Origin of the sequence: Fodinicola acaciae (assembly GCF_010993745.1) — a bacterium.
GTDB lineage: Bacteria > Actinomycetota > Actinomycetes > Mycobacteriales > HKI-0501 > Fodinicola > Fodinicola acaciae.
The window spans coordinates 1,911,695-1,928,392 of the sequence record NZ_WOTN01000001.1 but is presented as its reverse complement, the minus strand read 5'-3'; the positions used below and the strand labels follow the sequence as shown (position 1 = coordinate 1,928,392).

Below are 16,698 nucleotides of genomic sequence, written 5' to 3'. Positions count from 1 at the left end.
TCACCTGGTCGTACCGTTGGTTCATGACGCAGGTGGACGCCAAGCTCACGCTGAGCCTGAGCGAGATCGACCGTGACATGCTCGCCGAGGTGGGTGGCAAGGCCGCCAACCTCGGGGTGCTGACGAGCGCCGGCTTTCCGGTGCCGGAGGGGTTCTGTGTGACGACCGAGGCGTACGCGCGCGTCGCGCCCGACCTCGACTTCGACGCACCCGACCTGGCGACGAAAGCGCGTGCCGCGCTGCTCGACGCGGAGGTGCCGCCGGACCTCGCTGACGCGATCCGGCGCGCGTACGCGGAGATCGGTGGTCCGGTGGCCGTACGCTCGTCGGCGACCGCCGAGGATCTGCCGGACGCCAGTTTCGCCGGCCAGCAGGACACCTATCTGCACATCATCGGCGGTGACGCCGTCATCGACGCGGTCCGGAGGTGCTGGGCGTCGCTCTGGACCGACCGCGCGGTGGCATATCGGCAGAGCAACGATGTCGACCACCGATCGGTGAAGTTGGCTGTCGTGGTGCAGAAAATGGTCGAGGCGACCACGGCCGGCGTGCTGCTCACCGCCAACCCGGTCACCGGTCGCCGCCACGAAGCGCTCATCGACGCCAGCCCAGGCCTCGGCGAGGCGGTCGTGTCCGGCGCCGTCAACCCCGACCATTTCGCGGTCTACGAAGGCGAAATAACGGAGCGGCGGCTCGGTGACAAGCGTACGGTCGTGCGTCCGCTGCCCGGTGGCGGCACGGAAACCGTCGAACTGCCGGAAAACTCGGCGGTTGCCTGCGTCACCGACGACCAAATCCACGAGCTGGCCGCGATCGGCGACCGCGTCGAGCGGATTTACCAGGCGCCGCAGGACATCGAGTGGGCCTACGACCAAGGTGGCAAGCTTTGGCTGACCCAGTCGCGGCCGATCACGACGCTTTTCCCGGTGCCAACACCGGAGCCGGCCGAGTTGCGCGCGTATGTCAGCGCCAATGTCGCGCAGGGCATGTTCCGGCCGTTCACACCGATGGGCCTGGCGGTTTTCCGGCTCATCGGCTCGGAAATGGCCGGCATCATCGGCCGGCGGGTGGCCGATCCGCGGCAGGGGCCGGCGCCGCTGGCGACCGCGGCCGGACGCATTTTCATCGACATGACGGCCGGGCTGCGCAGCCGCGTCGGTCGAGAACTTCTGCCGCGCATTTTCGAGGTGATGGAGGCACGATCGGCGGCGATCGTACGCGGCCTCTTCGACGACCCGCATTTCTCGGTGGTCCACAGGTCGCGCTGGCCGCTGGTCAAGGCCGTCGGTCCGGCATTGCTGAAATTCCACGCACCCCGGCAGGTGCTGCAGGCCCTCGTACGCCCGGCCGAGACCCGCAAACGCGTTGCCGGACTGCGAAAACGGCTCTCCGACGGCGTGCCGCCGGCGACGGACGCGGCTGGCCACCTGCGAGCCGCGGAGTGGCTGCTCACCCATCGTGCGGCGCACGTGATCCCGCAGGTCGCGCCGCCGCTGATGACCGGCCTGGCGGCGTACGTTGTCGCCGGCAAGCTGATGCCACAGGCGGCACCCCAGCTGCGTGAGGCCGTGCTGCGTGCGATGCCGCACAATGTGACCACGGAGATGGACCTGCGGCTGTGGCGGATGTCGCGAGACATCAAGGCAGATCCGACAGCCGCCGCCGAAATGCGCGAGACATCCGCGGCGGAGCTGGCAAAGCGCTACCACGCCGGCACGCTTGCGGCGACGACACAACGCGAGCTGGCCGAGTTTCTGGACAACTACGGCGATCGGTCGGTCGCCGAGATCGACATCGGCATGCCGCGCTGGTCCGACGATCCGACGCACATTCTCGGCGTACTGGCCAACTATCTGCGGATGGACGAGGACCGCCAGGCGCCGGACGCGCAGTTCGCGCGTGCCGCGCGTGAGGCGGAGGAGGCCGTACGCACCCTGACCGCGACGGCGCCGTGGGGCCGGCGGCACCTGGTCGGTTTCCTCCTGCGGCGCTCGCGTGAGCTGATCGGCCTGCGCGAGTCGCCGAAGTTCACCATCATCTCGGCCTTCGGCATCGTGCGGCGGCACCTCACCGAGGTCGGTCGCGCGCTGGTCGACGGTGGCCTGCTGGCCGATGCGAGTGACGTGTTTTTCCTTGATTTCGGGGAAATCGAGCTGGTGATCGGCGGCGACGACCTGCGCGGCCTGGTGGCCGAGCGCCGGGAGACCTACGACCGTGAGGTCCGGCGACGCCACGTGCCGCGCGTGTTGATGTCCGACGGCACCATGCCCGAGCCGGCCAGCGGCGACCTGCCGCCCGGTGCGCTCGGTGGTACGCCGGCATCGTCCGGCACGGTCACCGGCGTCGCCCGGGTCATCCAGGAGCCGACCGGCGCGCACCTCGAGCCCGGCGAGATCCTGGTCGCGCCGTCGACCGACCCGGGCTGGACGCCGCTGTTCCTGACCGCCGGCGGTCTGGTGATGGAGATGGGTGGCGCCAACTCACATGGCGCGATGGTGGCGCGCGAGTACGGGATCCCGGCGGTCGTCGGCGTGCCGGACGCGACTCATCGCATCAAAACCGGCGACACGATCACCGTCGACGGCGGCGCCGGCGTGGTCAGTGTGCGCGCAGAGTGATGGTGGTCCAGGCGCCGAGGTGAACACGGTCGCCGGCGGACAGCGGACGTGGCACGTTTGCCAGCAATGGGGCCGAATCCTCGTTGACGGTCGTGCCGTTGGCGGAGCCGAGGTCCACAATGGACCATCCGTCGCCGGCCGCGACGAGTACGGCGTGCAGGCGTGAGACGCCGGGGTCCTCCGGCGGGCCGGTGAGGTCGATGTCCGGCACGATGCCGCGCGAGGCGCTCCGCCGGCCGATGCTGATCTGGTTGCCGTGCAACGGAAAGAAGCGATCGGGACAGTACGCCGGAAACTGGACGGACTTCGCGTCCGGTCCTTCGGCGGCCTGGACGGCGTCGAAGTACGCGCGGTCCGCGCTGATCACCGCCGTCCACTCCACCGGTTTGGCGACAGACAGCGGCTGCGTCGCAGCGCTGGCCAGCGAGTCCGCGCCGCAGGCCTCACAAAACCGGCCGTCCATCGGCGATCCGCAGGCCTTGCAGGCGCTCGCGACCGGCAGCGGCACGGTCTCCGCGGCGGACCCGATGGCCAGGCCGCACACGTCGCAGAACTCGTCGTCCTCCGACGCGTGACCGGATGGACACGTCGCCATCAGGATCCTCCCGGCTTGCGGACCCGTTTGGTGACCGTCGAGCGCGTGTCGAGGGTCATCTCGTCGGCCTTGGCGACCTGCCGTTTGAGCCGTACGGTGCCGGTCACCGGGTCGTCGATGTCGACCACCTTCGCCAGCAGCTTGGCGGTGTCCTCGTGGCCGGTCTCGGTGGCCAGCGCGACCGCGCGGCCGAGTTTCGCCGTGGCGGTCTCGACGTCGCCGGACTTGCGCGCGGCCAGGCCCTCCTGGATGGCCTCGGCCAGCTCCGCCTGACCGGTGTAGTGCGCGACTTGCGGGTTGATCCGCGTCGACAGCGCGGTGTCGTCGGTCCACACCGCCAGCACCTGTGCCTTGCCCAGTACGGTGTCGTCGCCGTCCAGCAGGCTCACGCGTCCGGCCAGCATCCGGTCGCCGACGGCGGCGGGCTTCACCTCGATGCACAGGTGATAGTCGCGGCTTTCGTCACCCCATGACGCGAGCGGATAGTCGCCGCTGCGCGCGGCCGACTCGACGCGGCGACCGGTCAGGTCGACCAGCGACGGCTCCACCTGCTTGACGTACTTGATCGTCGCACCTTGGGGCGTCCAGAGCCGCAGCCGTACGTCGGCCACGTCCTTTCCCATGGCGGCCGCGGTCATCGCGCGGAAGTCGGCGGCCAGTCCGGCCGGCTCGGCGACGATGTCCAGGCTGCCGAGCATCCGGGTGGCGACCTTGCGCAGCTCGCCGACCTCCCAGTCGGTGCCGACACCGCGGCAGTCGCAGACGAAGTTGCCGGACACCTCCTTGAGGATCCGGTCCAGCTTCTCCGGCGTCTCGTGCTCGTTGCGGCCGTCGGTCAGCAGGATCGCGTGCTTCACCGAGCCGCTGTGACCGATGAACAGCTGGTCGGCCAACCGCAGCCACTCGCCGATCGCGGTGCCGCCGTCGGCGCGTACGGCGGTGACCGCGCGCTTGGCCTCGGCGCGCGTGCTGGCGTTGGCGGCCACCAGCCTGGTCCGTTTCGGATAGATCATCTCGGCGATGTCCATGCCGTTGACCACGGCGAACTGGACGCCGTCGCGCAGCGCGTCGATGGCCGCGCGCGTCGCGCGTTTGGCCTCGTCCAGCTTCGTACGCGGCATCTCCATGGAGCCGGAGCAGTCCATGATGATCACCTCGGCCGCCGGGCCGGCCGGCTTCGCGGCGCCGCTGCCGGTGGCTGTCACCGTGATGATCGCGTTGACCTCGGCGGCACCTTCCGGAAGGTATTCGTTCTGGAAGACCTCGAGCTGGAACTGACCGGTCACGTCGTCCCTCCGTCGCCGATCGGGAACGGCACCGCGACCACGGTGACGTTGTCGTGCCCACCGGACTCCAGCGCGAGCGCGACCAGCGCGTCGACGAGGTCCGACGGCGAGCGCTGGCTCGGCGGCCGCGGGTCGGCGCGTACGGCGGCGTCCAGCGAGCCGAGCGTAGGCAGGTAGTTCCACAGGCCGTCGCTGCACAGCACGATCACGCCTGAACCGGCCGGCGAACATGTCCGTACGTGCGGCTCGCGTTCCTCCGCATCGGCACCGACCCATCTCGCCAGCGCGTGCGCGCCGGGGTCGTTGAGCGCGTCCTCCTCGCTGATGCCGGCGGCGATCAGCAGCGACACGACGGTGTCGTCGGTGGTCAGCTGCTCGGACTGGAGTGCGTCGCCGATCCAGTACGCGCGGCTGTCGCCGAGCCAGCCAACCGTCACCTCGGTGCCGGTGACGACGGCCGAGACGTACGTGCACGACGGCGACTCGTCGGCGCGCTTGAGCTCGGTGACCGCCTCGAAGGCCGCGGCTACGGCTTCGGAGGTCGCCGCCTCCGCGTCGAAGTCGCTCTGCGCGGCTGCCTCCAGCAGGATGTCGGCGGCCTGGTCGGCGGCCACCTGCGACGCGGAGTCGGCACGCTCGGTCGAGGCCACGCCGTCGCAGACGACCGCGACGACCGCGCTTGCTGGGCCTGGCTGGCCGGCCGCGCCGAAGGCCACACCACATGCCATCGAGTCCTCGTTGCGCGACCGCCGCCGGCCGCGGTCGCTCAGGCCGGCCACCAAGCCGAGATCGGCCATCATCCGGTCGCGACCGGACGGACGTACGTGTCCGCACTGCTCACAGAAGCCGTCCGGCCCGAAGGAGTCGCCGCCGCAGCCGCGGCACGCCGCCGCCGCGCCGAGCGGACCACCGACGGGCGTACGCGTCTGGCGCAGGTTGAGGCCGCATTCCTCGCAGAAGCGATGGCTTGGCTCGACCACGTTGCCGCATCGCGGACAGGTCATCAGGTCCACGTCCGCGGCCGGATCTGGTTGGCCCGGTCGACCAGCGCGAAGCGTTCCTGCCGGCTGTTCGCGCGGCGCGCCAGCGTACGGAAGCAGTCCTCCAACGCCAGCCGCAGGTCCGGTTCGGCCAGCCGGCATCCCAGCAGGCTGCCGGTGGCCGTCCGGTCCGGGTCCGCCTGTCGCCATGCCAGCGCCACCTCCAGCAGCTCGCGGGTCACCTGCGTACGCCGCTCGACCTCCAGGTCGAGCGCGGCGACCTGGTCGCCGGCGGCCAGCAGGTCGGCCTCGGCCAGCTCGTCCGGCTCGGACAGGCCGATCCGGGTGCGTACGGCGGCCAGCATCGCGGCCACATGATGGCTGGACACGTCCGGGACCGATCCCAGCACGGCCACCGCCTCGGTCCGCTCTCCGGCCGCCAGCAGGGCTCTGGCCAGGCCAAACGCGGCGCTGATGTAGCCGCGGTCGGTGCGCCACACGACCCGGTAGAAGCGCTCGGCCGCACGCGTGTCGCCGGCCGTCTCGGCGGCCACCGCGAGCGCCAGCTTCGGCGCCGCCTCGCCGGGCAGCAGGTGGTAGATGCCGGTGAACAGCTTGACCGCGTCGTCGGGCCGGCCGGCGGCCAGCGCGACCAGGCCGCGATACCAGTCGATCCGCCAGTCGGCGCCGTCGAGGCCGTCCAGCACGTTGCCGGCGCCGGTCGCGTCGCGCACGTCGAGGTGTGCGCGTACGAGCCGCAGCCGCACCTCCAGGCCGTCGACATCCGCCGTGGACAACGCCTCGATGAGCTCCGTCGCGTCGGCCGCGGTGACCGAGGCGAGATACGTCGTGCCGGGGTCGTGCGGATCGACCAGCGGCACCGGCAACACCGTCGCCACCTCGGCCGGGTCCGGCTTGTCGCGGGGGATCCGGCTGGAGGCGCCGAAAGCACGCTTCTCCGGCGTGAACTCGGTCGACGTGCCGGGCCGCGGCTGGCCGTCCTGGCTGGCCAGCACCTCGCGCAGCACGCCGGTCAGCTGCTCGCGCATCTGCTCGGCGTCGGTGAACCGCGCGGCCGGGTCCTTGGCGGTCGCGCGGAGCAGGAACTGGTGGAAGCTCGGATAGTCGGCGAGCAGCGGGACATCGGCCGCGCTGGGCAGCTTGTGCCGGAAGGCGATCTGGAAGTCGAACGCGAAGCTCATCACCGCGAGGCTGCGGCCGACCGTGTAGAGGTCGGAGGACACCGACGGCCAGGCCTCGCCGATCTCCGGCGCCTGATAGCCGATGGTGCCGTAGATGGACGTACGGTGATCGGTCTCCTGCCGGACCGCGCCGAGGTCGATCAGCTTGAGCTGCTCCTCCTGCTGGATCATGTTGTCCGGCTTGAAATCGCAGAACAGCAGGCCGTTGCCGTGCAGGAAGCCCAGCGCCGGCAACATCTCCAGCGCGTACGCGATGGCCTGCTCGACCGGCAGGCAGGCGGCCGGGTCGCCGGCCGTGCGGGCGGCCTTGATCAGGTCCTTGATGGACGTGCCACCGACGTACTCCATGACGATGTAGCCGACGGCGCGATCTTCGCCGGGATGCTGGTGCTCGACGAAGTTGTAGATCTTGACGATCGAGGGATGCTCGACCTCGGCGAGAAACTGCCGCTCCGCCAGCGCCGCCGCGAGCGCGTCGGCGTCACCGCTGTCCAGCAGGCCTTTCAGCACCACCCAGCGGTCGGCGACGGCGTGGTCGCGGGCCAGGTAGATCCAGCCGAGGCCACCGTGCGCGAGGCAGCCGAGCACCTCGTACTGGCCGTGGACGAGGTCGCCGGCGGACAGCTTCGGTGTGAAGGAGAAATGGTTGCCGCACTCCGGGCAGAAGCCTTCTTCGCGACCCGGCGTGTCGTCCTTGCCGCGACCGACCTTCGCGCCGCAGCGGCTGCAGTATCTCTTGCTTTCCGGCACTTTCGGGTCCGGCAGGATCGCGGTGGCCGGATCGCGGGCCGGCACGCGCGGCACCTCGACCATTCCGGCGCCGAGCAGGCCGCGGCTGGACGTACGGCCGCTGCCGCGCCGGCCGCTGGACGTGCCGGTCGACCCTGTTGACACCGTGCCGACCGTGGAGGTCGACGGTGTCCAGGCTTCGGTCGACGAGGTTGGAGTCCAGGCGGCGGTGGCCGTACGCGTGGAGACGGCCTCGGCTTTGGCCTCAAAGCCGCAGCTGTCGCAGAAGCCGTCGTCCTCGATCGTGCCGCCGCAGCCTTCGCGCGCGCATGCGGTCATCGCGGCTCCTTCTGGTCGGCCGGCCGGCGGCTGGACGGCACCCCGGTGCGCTCGCGGACCGCCTCGCTATAGCGGTTGACCGCGACCGTCGCGACTGCCAGGTCACACGGCGCCACGTACAGCGCGTCGCGCGCGGCCTTGTGCAACGCGGTCAGGTCGAGATCCTCCGCATGGCCGAGTTGGCGCGCTTTCGCGCGGAACGCGTCGAGCCGGCCGCGCAGCTCCGAGCGCCGCTCCAACAGGCCGTTGAGCGCGTCGATGTGCTGGCGTACGGCGGTCAACGCGTCGGCGGTCGCCAGCTCCAGCTCGTCGGCCGCGGCGGCCAGCTGCTGCCAGCGTCCCGGCCGCCTGGTCGCGCGCAGTTCCTCGAGCCGCAGCCGCAGGTCGGTGTAGTCGTCCGGCAGCGGCTCCAGGCCCGGATCGGCGATCTTGGTGCGTACGGTCGCGGCCAGCTGACCGGCCTCGCCACGCGCCGATGCCAGCTCGGTGAGCCGGAAGGCGAGCCGCTCCAGCCTGGTGTCGAAGCCTCGTCGTACGCGGTCGAGCTCGGTGAGGTCGGCGATGATCGCGTCGAGGTCGGCGTCCAGCTCAGTGAGCGCGGTGGCGTCGGTGCCGAGCGGGTCGGTGAGGCCCGTACGGCGGATCTGGCCGACCAGGCCGGCGATCCGCTCGACCTCGTTGCGGTGCGCGCCGAGCACGGTGGCCAGCTGCTCGGCCTCGTGCAGCCGCATCGTCAGCGGATCGAGGTGTCCGGCGATCGCCGTCCAGGCCCGGTCGGCCGCCGTGAGCACGTCGATGACCTGCGCGTACGACGCGTTCATCCGGTCGACCAGAGTCGTCAGGCCGACCGTCTCGGCGACCGGTCCGGGACCGTCGACCGGCAGCCGGTCGGCGTCCAGCTCGACGACCGGCGTGGTGAGCAGCCGGGCCACCTCGTCGAGGTCGGCCGGCGTCGGCCGGATCCGCCGGTCTCGGACCCGCTGCGCCTGCTCGACCAGCCGGCGGTGCGCGGTGAACTGGGCCCACAGCACGGCCATCTCGACGCTGGCCGTCGACCAGCGGCGGGCGGTGAGGCCGGTCAGCGCGGCGTCGCGGAGCAGTTGGTGGCCGGGATGGGTGTCCATCTCCAACAGCGCGCCGGCCAGCCGTACGTTTTCGGCCGCCTGCGCCTTCAGAGCGCGGTCGATCTCTTCGCGGGTCATCGGCTCACCCGCGATAACGCGGTTGTGGGGGACCGGAGACCGGACCGAGCAGGCCGGCCAGCCAGCGGTCGTACGCGGCCTGCCAGGTGCCGTCGGCGCGGATCCGCTCCAGCACGCCGTTGACGAACCGGACCATGTCGGCCTTGCCGAGCGGCACGGCGATGCCGTACGGCTCCGGCGCCAGCGACGGACCGACGACCTGTGTGTAGCGGTCCTGCGCGGCCATGCCGGCGAGGATCGTGTCGTCGGTCGAGACGGCGTCGACCTGGTCCTGTTGCAGCATCACCAGGCAGTCGGTCCAGTCGGTCGCGGCGACCGGCTTGGCCTTCGGCGCGACCGCGACGATGGTGCCGAGGCTGGTGGAGGAGCTGGTGGCGCACACCTTCTTGCCGTTGAGGTTGGCGGCGCTGCCGATGCCGGACGCCTTCTTGGCGAGGATGCGCTGGTTGGCCTGGTAGTAGACGGTCGAGAAGGCGACCTGCTTGAGCCGTGCGCAGGTGATCGTCATGGTGCGTACGACGATGTCCACAGTGCCGTCCTGCAGCGCCGGCACGCGTTGCGCGGAGGTGAGTACGCGCAGCTGGATGCGGTTGGGGTCACCGAAAATCGCCTTCGCGACCGCGCGCGCGATGTCGATGTCGAAGCCTTCGATCTGGCCGCTGAACGGGTCGCGATAGCCGACCTTGTAGGTGTTCTGGTCGACGCCGACGATCAGCGAGCCGCGCAGTGCGATCTTCTGCATGGTCGAGCCGGCCGGCATCTGCCCGGGACTCGGCAGCGCGCCCGGCCGCAGGCTCGCGGTCGGATCGCCGCAGTTTTCCGGCGCCGGCTTGGCCGGGTTGGTCAGCTCCTTCGCACCGGGTGGCAGCGGCTCCACCGCCCTGACCGGCTGGTTGGCGATCGGCTGCGCGCCACAGCCGGTGAGCAGCAGCACGCTCACCGCGACGGCGAGGACGACTCGGCGCATCATCGGTACTCCTTCAGCCGCTGCCACAGGCCGTACGTGCTGCCGGCGGCGGCCACCAACGCCAGCAGCGCGGTGCCGTACGCGAGACCCGTCATCGCGCCGTTAGCAGCGGCGATGTCCTGCTCGAAGGACGTGCGCGTACGCGTGATGGCGTCACGCAGCCTGGTGTCGAGCTGGTCGAACGCGGTGGCCGCGCTGCCGCGGTCGCCGCCGATGGTCAGTGCCAGCGCCCGGTCGTAGTTGCCCTGGTCGTCGTACGCGCGGATGGACTTGTGGACGACCTGCCAGCTCTGGAAAATCTGGCTCGCCGCCTGGAGGTCGGCGCGTACGGCCGGATCCGTGGCGGCGTCGCGCGCGGCGGTCAGCGCGCCGCCGACCGGCTTGGTCAGCTGGCCGTAATCGTCCTGGTAGGTCTGGCCATTGCCGCGTGCGACCAGGGTCAGAGTCTCGTCGGCTCGCGCTTTCAGCAGGGTCACGCGGATCTGCGCGAGCGCGTTGGCCTGCGCGGATCCGCCGGACCGGCTCGCGCTCACCTGGCTGACCGCGATGGTCGTACCGACCGCCATCCAGAGCGTGGCGAGGACGACCGCGCCGGTCGCCGCCAGCAAGCCGACGTTGACGACGCGGTTGGCATGGCGGGACACCTCGCGCTGGGTGAACCAGAGCAGGCCGAGCAGCACGAGGAGCACCAGGATCGCAAGGACCGGGATAGCGCCGGCGCTGTCCTGGTCGGCGGACACCTGCGCCGACTCGCTCTCGGCGAGCCGCTGCGCGGCCGGCAGCAGCTGCGTACGCATCAGGTTGGAGGCCTCGCGCTGGTAGGCGGCACCGATCGGCAGGCCCTGCCGGTTGTTGGCGCGCGCGGTCTCCACCAGCCCGGTGTAGACCGGCACCTGCATCGACAGGATGACCAGCGGATGGTCCGACTGCCGGAGATCGTCCGGATCGCGCGCCGCCACCGCGGTGGCCAGCGACCTCGTGGCCGCGGCGATGTCCAGCTCGTACCGGTCGCGTACCGCCGGCGCCTCCAGCCCACCGGCCAGGAACGCGCCGGTCGCGGTCGCGTCAGCGTCCGAGAGGGCGCGGTAGAGGTCCTGTGCGGCGGCGCTGAGCGGTCCGCTGCTGCCGGCCAGCTGGTCGAGCGACTGCGACCGGCCCTGCGCGTCGCCCAGACCGATGGCGCCGTACAACAGGCTGAGCACGATCAGCGCGACCGCCAGGCCGCCGAGCACGACCGGCATCGGCCACCGCGCGCCAAACCGCGGCCGCCTCGGCTGCGAGGTCGCCGGCGCGAGCTTCGGTGGGGCCGTTGTCACCGCCATGTGGTCGCCTTTCTCGGTGATCACATCGTCTCGCATCCCGGCAACGCGCGCGGAGTTTTGGGTTATGCGCTGGAGGTGGCGGCTGATAGCGGTTTCGGGTGCGCTGGGTGTGTCTCGGGTCGGGGTGTGGGTACGGGTCATTTTCTTGCGTTGGGAAGTTGCTGGGTTTTCCTGGTTGTCGCGTTTGGGGATGGCTGGGTTTCATGTTTGTTGCGGTTGGGTGGTGTGGTGCGGTTTGTCCGGACCAGGAGTGTGCTAGGGCGCCGGGGGTGCCATGGCGTCCCGATGAGTGGCGTGAAAGTCCAGTATGTGGGACGAAAAGGCGGATGTAGCGCTGAATGTCCGCCTGACGAGGTTCACAGATGGCATGAATGTCGAGTTGCTAGCGTTGGACGCAAGAAACAAGGCCTTCACGCTACAGCGATCACCAGAAGCTGTGACGGGTGTGACTACTGAGGCTGGTAATGCTGCTGTGATCGCTTGGCTGTAACAGATGTCCGTTTTGATGTCTTGTTAAACAAGTATTACGCAGTCAGCCGCTACGGCACGATCGTTGGCGTCCATGCCGACGGGTTGCTTCCCATACGGGGAGAACGAGCAAGCCCGGCAGACCCAACCCCGCCCGCAAACCGCCGCCCGCATCCCCAATGCACACCGATTGGCGTTCCCGCGCCCCCTCCCTTGAGGTCTCCGCGTAGGAGCGCCCGCCGCGCAGGCGAAAACCCAACCACCTCCCCAACAACCGAAAACCCAACCCGTCGGACCCCACAGACCGACCCGCAGCCACCGACGCCCGCTCGCCGGCTGCCGCCGCACACGACGCCACACACAACAGCTGGGCGATATAGAGAAATAGCGGGAATTTACCGAGCTTGGATGGGCCAAACAGCAGGCGGTGCTGGCCACTCTCGTCCTGGAGATGAACCGGTATGTGCCGGTCCAGGACATCGCCGCCGCGGTCTGGGGCAGCCGGCCGCCGCGGGACAGGCGCAACGCCGTGCAGACGTAGGTGTGCCGGCTGCGGCGTGTACTGGAGCCGGAGCGCAACCCCGGTGAGGCCGGCGGCGTGCTGGTCTCCGGCGGTGCCGGCTACATGGTGCGCGCGGATCCGCGGAAAGGTGATCGAGGAAGGCCGGAACGTCGCGTTGCTCCTTGGCGCGGCCAACCGTCACCCGCGTCGTTTCGAGCGTCCCAACGAGTTTGACATCACCCGGCACGACAGCGGAAAGCATCTGTCCTTCGGCACCGGACCGCACGTGTGCCTCGGCAAGCAGATCGCGAAGCTGGAGGTGAAATGGTTCTTCGCCGCGCTGTTCGACCGTTTTCCGGCGATCAGCCTGGCCGGTGACCCGATCTGGAACTCCAACCTGGAGTTCCGGTCGCTGAAGTTCCTGCCGCTCACCGTCGGCTGACTTCTCGGCGTCCGCAAGGTTTCTGCAAGGTTTCGCGATGTGAACCGCGCTCCTCTCGGCTGCGGCTGGCCTACTGTTCTCAGGTCAGCCGAGGCGAGGAGGCCACCGGGATGGGACAGCACAGCCGGCGGATACGCCGCCTTTTCGCGGTCGTTCTGATAACAGCGGCCGTGCTGGTGCCGCAGGAGACGGCGGCGACGACGACGATCGACTGGACGCCGTGTCCGACGGCGGCCACGTTGGACTGTGGCACGTTCACCGTTCCGTTGGACTATCGGCATCCTGGCGGCGAGACCATCTCGCTTTCGTTGGAGCGGCGCAAAGCCGACGACCAGGCACACAAGATCGGCACCATCTTCGTGAATCCCGGCGGCCCGGGGGTCTCCGGCCGCGTGGAGGCGCAGAACGCCGAGGCCAGGCTCGGCAAGGACGTCATCGCGAGGTTCGATGTCGTCGGCTTCGACCCTCGCGGTGTCTCGCAGAGCGCGCCGCTTCAGTGTTTCGCCACGAATCAGGACTTCCAGGCCGTTCTCGGCAGCTTTGTCGACTATCCGGTCACTTCGGCAGAGGTCGCGACGGATTTGCGCGACGCCAAGGCGTACGGCGCGGCCTGCGCCGGCCACGCGACGAGCATCCTGCATCACCTGACGACGGCCAACGTGGCGCGTGACCTGGACGCGCTGCGCCAGGCCGTCGGTGACCAGAAGCTGAGCTATGTCGGCTATTCGTACGGCACGCTGCTCGGTGCCACGTACGCGAACCTGTTTCCGAACCGCGTCCGAGCGCTCGTCCTGGACGGACCGATCGACGCGGAACAGCGGACGAACCACCGGCTCGCGGATCTGCTCGTACACGCCAAAGGCAGCGACCACGCGCTGACCGCGATCCTGTCGGCCTGCCAGGCGGCCGGACCGAAATGCGCGTTCTACGGCGGAGATCTGACGCCGCAACAGAAGTTTGACCGATTGTGGGCCAGACTCCGGCAGGGGCCGGTCGGGTCGATGACCATCTCCGACCTCTCCGACGAGATGGTCAATGCCTTCTACTACCTGTCCAAGCTGGCGCCGATGGCCGCCGAGTGGCAGCGCGTCTACGACCTCGCTTTCGGCACGGCGACACAGAAAACCGCGACACAGAAACAGGCCGCCGCGGGCTATTCGTACAATGTGACCGACGCCTATTACGGCACCAGCTGTGTCGACGGTCCGATGCCGGCCGACCAGCGGATCTATCCGCCGCTGGAAGACGTTTTCGACCGTGCCGCACCGGCTTTCGGCCGCGCCGCGCTGACCAACGAGCTGGCCTGCCCGACCTGGCCGTCGAGCGACGACCGGCCGTACGCGGGACCGTGGGACCGCCGGACCTCCGCGCCCATCCTGGTCATCGCGACCACGCACGACCCGGACACCAGCTATCCGATGGCGCAGGGGTTGACCCGCGAGCTCGCAGACGCGCGGTTGTTGGCGCTCAACGGATTCGGCCACACCTCACAGGCCAGCGCCTGCATCGGCCGTTATCGGACGGCGTATCTCATCTCCGGCGCACTGCCACCGGCTGGCGCGCAATGCGCTCAGGACACGCCGATATTTCCGTAGCTGGTCTGCGGTCCGTTCGCCGATCGCCGTTGACATGGAACGAACTCCTGAGATATTTGACCGCTATAACATTCCGGTCCAGGAGGCGGTCATGCCGGTTCGGCGGTTGCTCACGGTCCTCGCGCTGGCCGCGGCGGCACTCGTCGCCGCGGCACCGGCATCGGCCGCACCAGTGGCATACGGCTTCGAAACCGACGCGGTCGGTGCCACGCCGGCCGGCTGTGTGACGCCGGCCGGCCGCGCCGCCGCCGTCGTGAGCGCAGACCGCGCGTACGAGGGCAGCCATTCGCTGAAGGTCGACGATCAGACCAGTCAGGCGATGACCGCGATCACCTGCTCGTCGGCCAGCCAGTCCGGCGCGGATCTGGCTTTCGCCGCGTTTCCGGAAGCCGCCAACGGTTTCATGGTCGACATCCTCGGCACGACCACCGCCTCCAGCACGCCATCACCGGTCTTCCACCTGTTGGTCTCCGCCGACGGCTCACTGAGTTCGTACGACGGTGCCTGGCATCAGTTCGCGCCGGCCGGCTCCGTGCCGTCGACGCAGTGGAGCCAGATCGAGGTCGCCGTGCCGTCCAACTATGCCGGCGCGTACGTGTCGGTCGGCGGCCATTTCGTGGGCACCGGCGGAAAATGGGGTGCCATCACCATCAGCGGCGTCACCGGATTCGGCTTCGCCAGCACCGGCACGGTGCCGGTCGGTGATCGCGTATATGTCGACAGCGTGAGTTTCGCGGCCGTGCCGGCGATGCAGACCTTCGAGAACGAGCCGGTCGGCGCGGTGCCGACAGGTTGCGTGACGCCAAGCGGGAAAACGCCGGCGGTGGTGAGCAACCAACGTGCGTACAACAGCACGAAGTCGATGCTCATCAACGACCAGTCGACCTCCGCGATCGTCCAGGTCGTCTGCGACCGGCCCGCACAACACGGCGCGGACCTGCGGTTCGTGGCGTTTCCGGCGGCGTTGCCAAACGGGTTTCTCATCGACATCAACGGCACGCGTCGCGGCATCGACGGCGTGTCCACGATTTTCCACCTGGCGGTGACCGGCGCCGGCGGCATCAACTGGTACGACGGTGGCGTCTGGACGCCGCTCGCGCTGCCTGGCACCGTGCCGATGTCGGCGTGGTCCAGCTTCGAGCTCGCGGTGCCGGCCGACCAGAGCGCGGTTTATGTGAGTGTCAATGGAACCTACGTCGGCGAAGGCGGACCGCAGGGCGTACGCGAGGCGACGTCGATCACCGGCTATGGCTTCGCCAGCAACGGCACACCGACCACCGGCGACACCGTTTTCGTTGACAACATTGGCTTCGGTGGCGCCGGTGTGATGCCGCCAGGCGCCAAGGGCCGGTTCACCGTTGGCGCGCCGGTCACCATCGCCTCGGCCAGCACGATCGTCCAGATGCCCAACACCGCCGTCGTCGTGCCGCATGGCACCGGACAGCGCGTGTTGGTGAGCTATCCGGCGCACGCGGACACCAGCAACAGCAACGGAAACGAATACGCGTATTCCGACGACGGCGGCGCGAGCTGGGTCGACGCGCAGACCAGCAACCCGATGCCGGCCGAGGCGTCGTACAACATGACGCGGCTCGGCAACGGCACGTTGCTGGCGGTCAACTACCACACCTACATGGTGACCGGAAACCTGCAGGCGACCGTCGACAGTGCCGTCTCGACCGACAACGGCGTCACGTGGACGCGGCGTACCGGCCGGATGACGGCACCGCAGGAAATGCGGCAGATCTCCTCGGTGACCGACCGACCCGGCTCGCCGCTTGGCGGTTTCGTGCTGGTGCACAAGGTGATCGAGAACCCGGACGGCACGCTGCTGCAGTCCGGATACGGTTATTACAAGAACGACACCAAATACCGGCAGATCGTGCTCGCGTCGTCGGACGGCGGCCTCAACTGGACCGTACGCGCGACGGTCGCCGTCGACCCGGCGCTGACGACCGATGGCCGCTACGAAGGCTTCTGTGAAGGCGGTTTCGAACGCGCCGCCGACGGCTCTTTGTTCATGGCGATGCGAATCGGCGGCTATCTTCCGATGTATTACTCGCGTTCGACCGACAACGGGGCGACCTGGAGCGCGGCGGCACCGCTGGAGAACGGCAACGGGTTTTCCACCTACAGCGTCTTTCCGAGCCTGGTGAAGGTCGGTCCTGACTCTTTGGTCATGTTGACCGGCAGGCCGGGCCTGTCGCTGCTCGTCTCGTCCGACGGCGGCCGCACCTGGGACCGGTCGGTGATGGCTGACTACCAGAACTCCGCCAACGGAACGTTGGTCGCGCTGGACAACAGCCATCTGCTGGTCTTCGGCGACCGCGGCGCCAACTGGTCCTCGCCGACGCCGTCACCGTACGCCGTCTGGTCCCGCCAGGTTTCGGTCAGCTAGCCGCACTCGATACTTCCGTTTTTACCGCCGCGAGGGTCGCCGTCGGCGCGGAG

Annotated in this window: 11 protein-coding genes; 4 read left to right on the top strand and 7 right to left on the bottom strand. The window is 69.3% G+C overall.

Annotation, left to right across the window (positions count from 1 at the left end):
- Positions 1-23 precede the first annotated feature (23 nt).
- The gene (locus GNX95_RS08985; protein ID WP_163506654.1) at positions 24-2,618 is read left to right on the top strand and encodes a PEP/pyruvate-binding domain-containing protein; all 2,595 of its coding nucleotides are present in this window, start codon (positions 24-26) and stop codon (positions 2,616-2,618) included.
- Here GNX95_RS08985 and GNX95_RS08980 read toward each other — a convergent pair.
- Genes GNX95_RS08980 through GNX95_RS08950 form a run of 7 tightly spaced genes read right to left on the bottom strand, consistent with a single transcriptional unit; the run spans position 2,599 to position 11,276 of the window.
- Positions 2,599-3,213 (bottom strand): FHA domain-containing protein, encoded by a 615-nt coding sequence (locus GNX95_RS08980; protein ID WP_163506653.1) that lies wholly within the window; start codon positions 3,211-3,213, stop codon positions 2,599-2,601. The two genes, GNX95_RS08985 and GNX95_RS08980, sit on opposite strands and share 20 nt — an antisense overlap.
- Positions 3,213-4,499 carry a vWA domain-containing protein gene (locus tag GNX95_RS08975; RefSeq protein ID WP_163506652.1) on the bottom strand — a complete coding sequence of 429 codons (1,287 nt, stop codon included), beginning with the start codon at positions 4,497-4,499 and terminating at the stop codon, positions 3,213-3,215. Before GNX95_RS08975 ends, GNX95_RS08980 begins: the two co-directional genes overlap by 1 nt.
- On the bottom strand, positions 4,496-5,503 hold the full coding sequence (locus GNX95_RS43085) for a protein phosphatase 2C domain-containing protein (RefSeq protein ID WP_163506651.1): 1,008 nt from the start codon (positions 5,501-5,503) through the stop codon (positions 4,496-4,498). Before GNX95_RS43085 ends, GNX95_RS08975 begins: the two co-directional genes overlap by 4 nt.
- Positions 5,503-7,749, bottom strand: a complete 2,247-nt coding sequence (locus GNX95_RS08965) for a serine/threonine-protein kinase (protein WP_163506650.1) — start codon at positions 7,747-7,749, stop codon at positions 5,503-5,505. The genes GNX95_RS43085 and GNX95_RS08965 overlap by 1 nt, the downstream gene beginning before the upstream one ends.
- Complete coding sequence (locus GNX95_RS08960; RefSeq protein ID WP_163506649.1) at positions 7,746-8,951, bottom strand: hypothetical protein; 1,206 nt, start codon at positions 8,949-8,951, stop codon at positions 7,746-7,748. Before GNX95_RS08960 ends, GNX95_RS08965 begins: the two co-directional genes overlap by 4 nt.
- 4 nt (positions 8,952-8,955) lie before the next feature.
- The gene (locus GNX95_RS08955) at positions 8,956-9,921 is read right to left on the bottom strand and encodes a glutamate ABC transporter substrate-binding protein (RefSeq protein WP_163506648.1); all 966 of its coding nucleotides are present in this window, start codon (positions 9,919-9,921) and stop codon (positions 8,956-8,958) included.
- A complete protein-coding gene (locus tag GNX95_RS08950; RefSeq protein ID WP_163506647.1) occupies positions 9,918-11,276 on the bottom strand; it encodes a hypothetical protein in 1,359 nt (452 codons plus the stop codon). The genes GNX95_RS08955 and GNX95_RS08950 overlap by 4 nt, the downstream gene beginning before the upstream one ends.
- A gap of 1,046 nt (positions 11,277-12,322) precedes the next feature.
- Between GNX95_RS08950 and GNX95_RS08945 the strand changes: the two genes are divergently transcribed.
- The 3 genes from GNX95_RS08945 to GNX95_RS08935 all read left to right on the top strand — a co-directional run bounded on the left by GNX95_RS08945 (position 12,323) and on the right by GNX95_RS08935 (position 16,645).
- A complete protein-coding gene (locus tag GNX95_RS08945; RefSeq protein ID WP_222853468.1) occupies positions 12,323-12,652 on the top strand; it encodes a cytochrome P450 in 330 nt (109 codons plus the stop codon).
- A gap of 110 nt (positions 12,653-12,762) precedes the next feature.
- Positions 12,763-14,247, top strand: a complete 1,485-nt coding sequence (locus GNX95_RS08940; protein ID WP_163506645.1) for an alpha/beta fold hydrolase — start codon at positions 12,763-12,765, stop codon at positions 14,245-14,247.
- 91 nt (positions 14,248-14,338) lie between these two features.
- The gene (locus tag GNX95_RS08935; protein WP_163506644.1) at positions 14,339-16,645 is read left to right on the top strand and encodes a sialidase family protein; all 2,307 of its coding nucleotides are present in this window, start codon (positions 14,339-14,341) and stop codon (positions 16,643-16,645) included.
- Positions 16,646-16,698 lie beyond the last annotated feature (53 nt).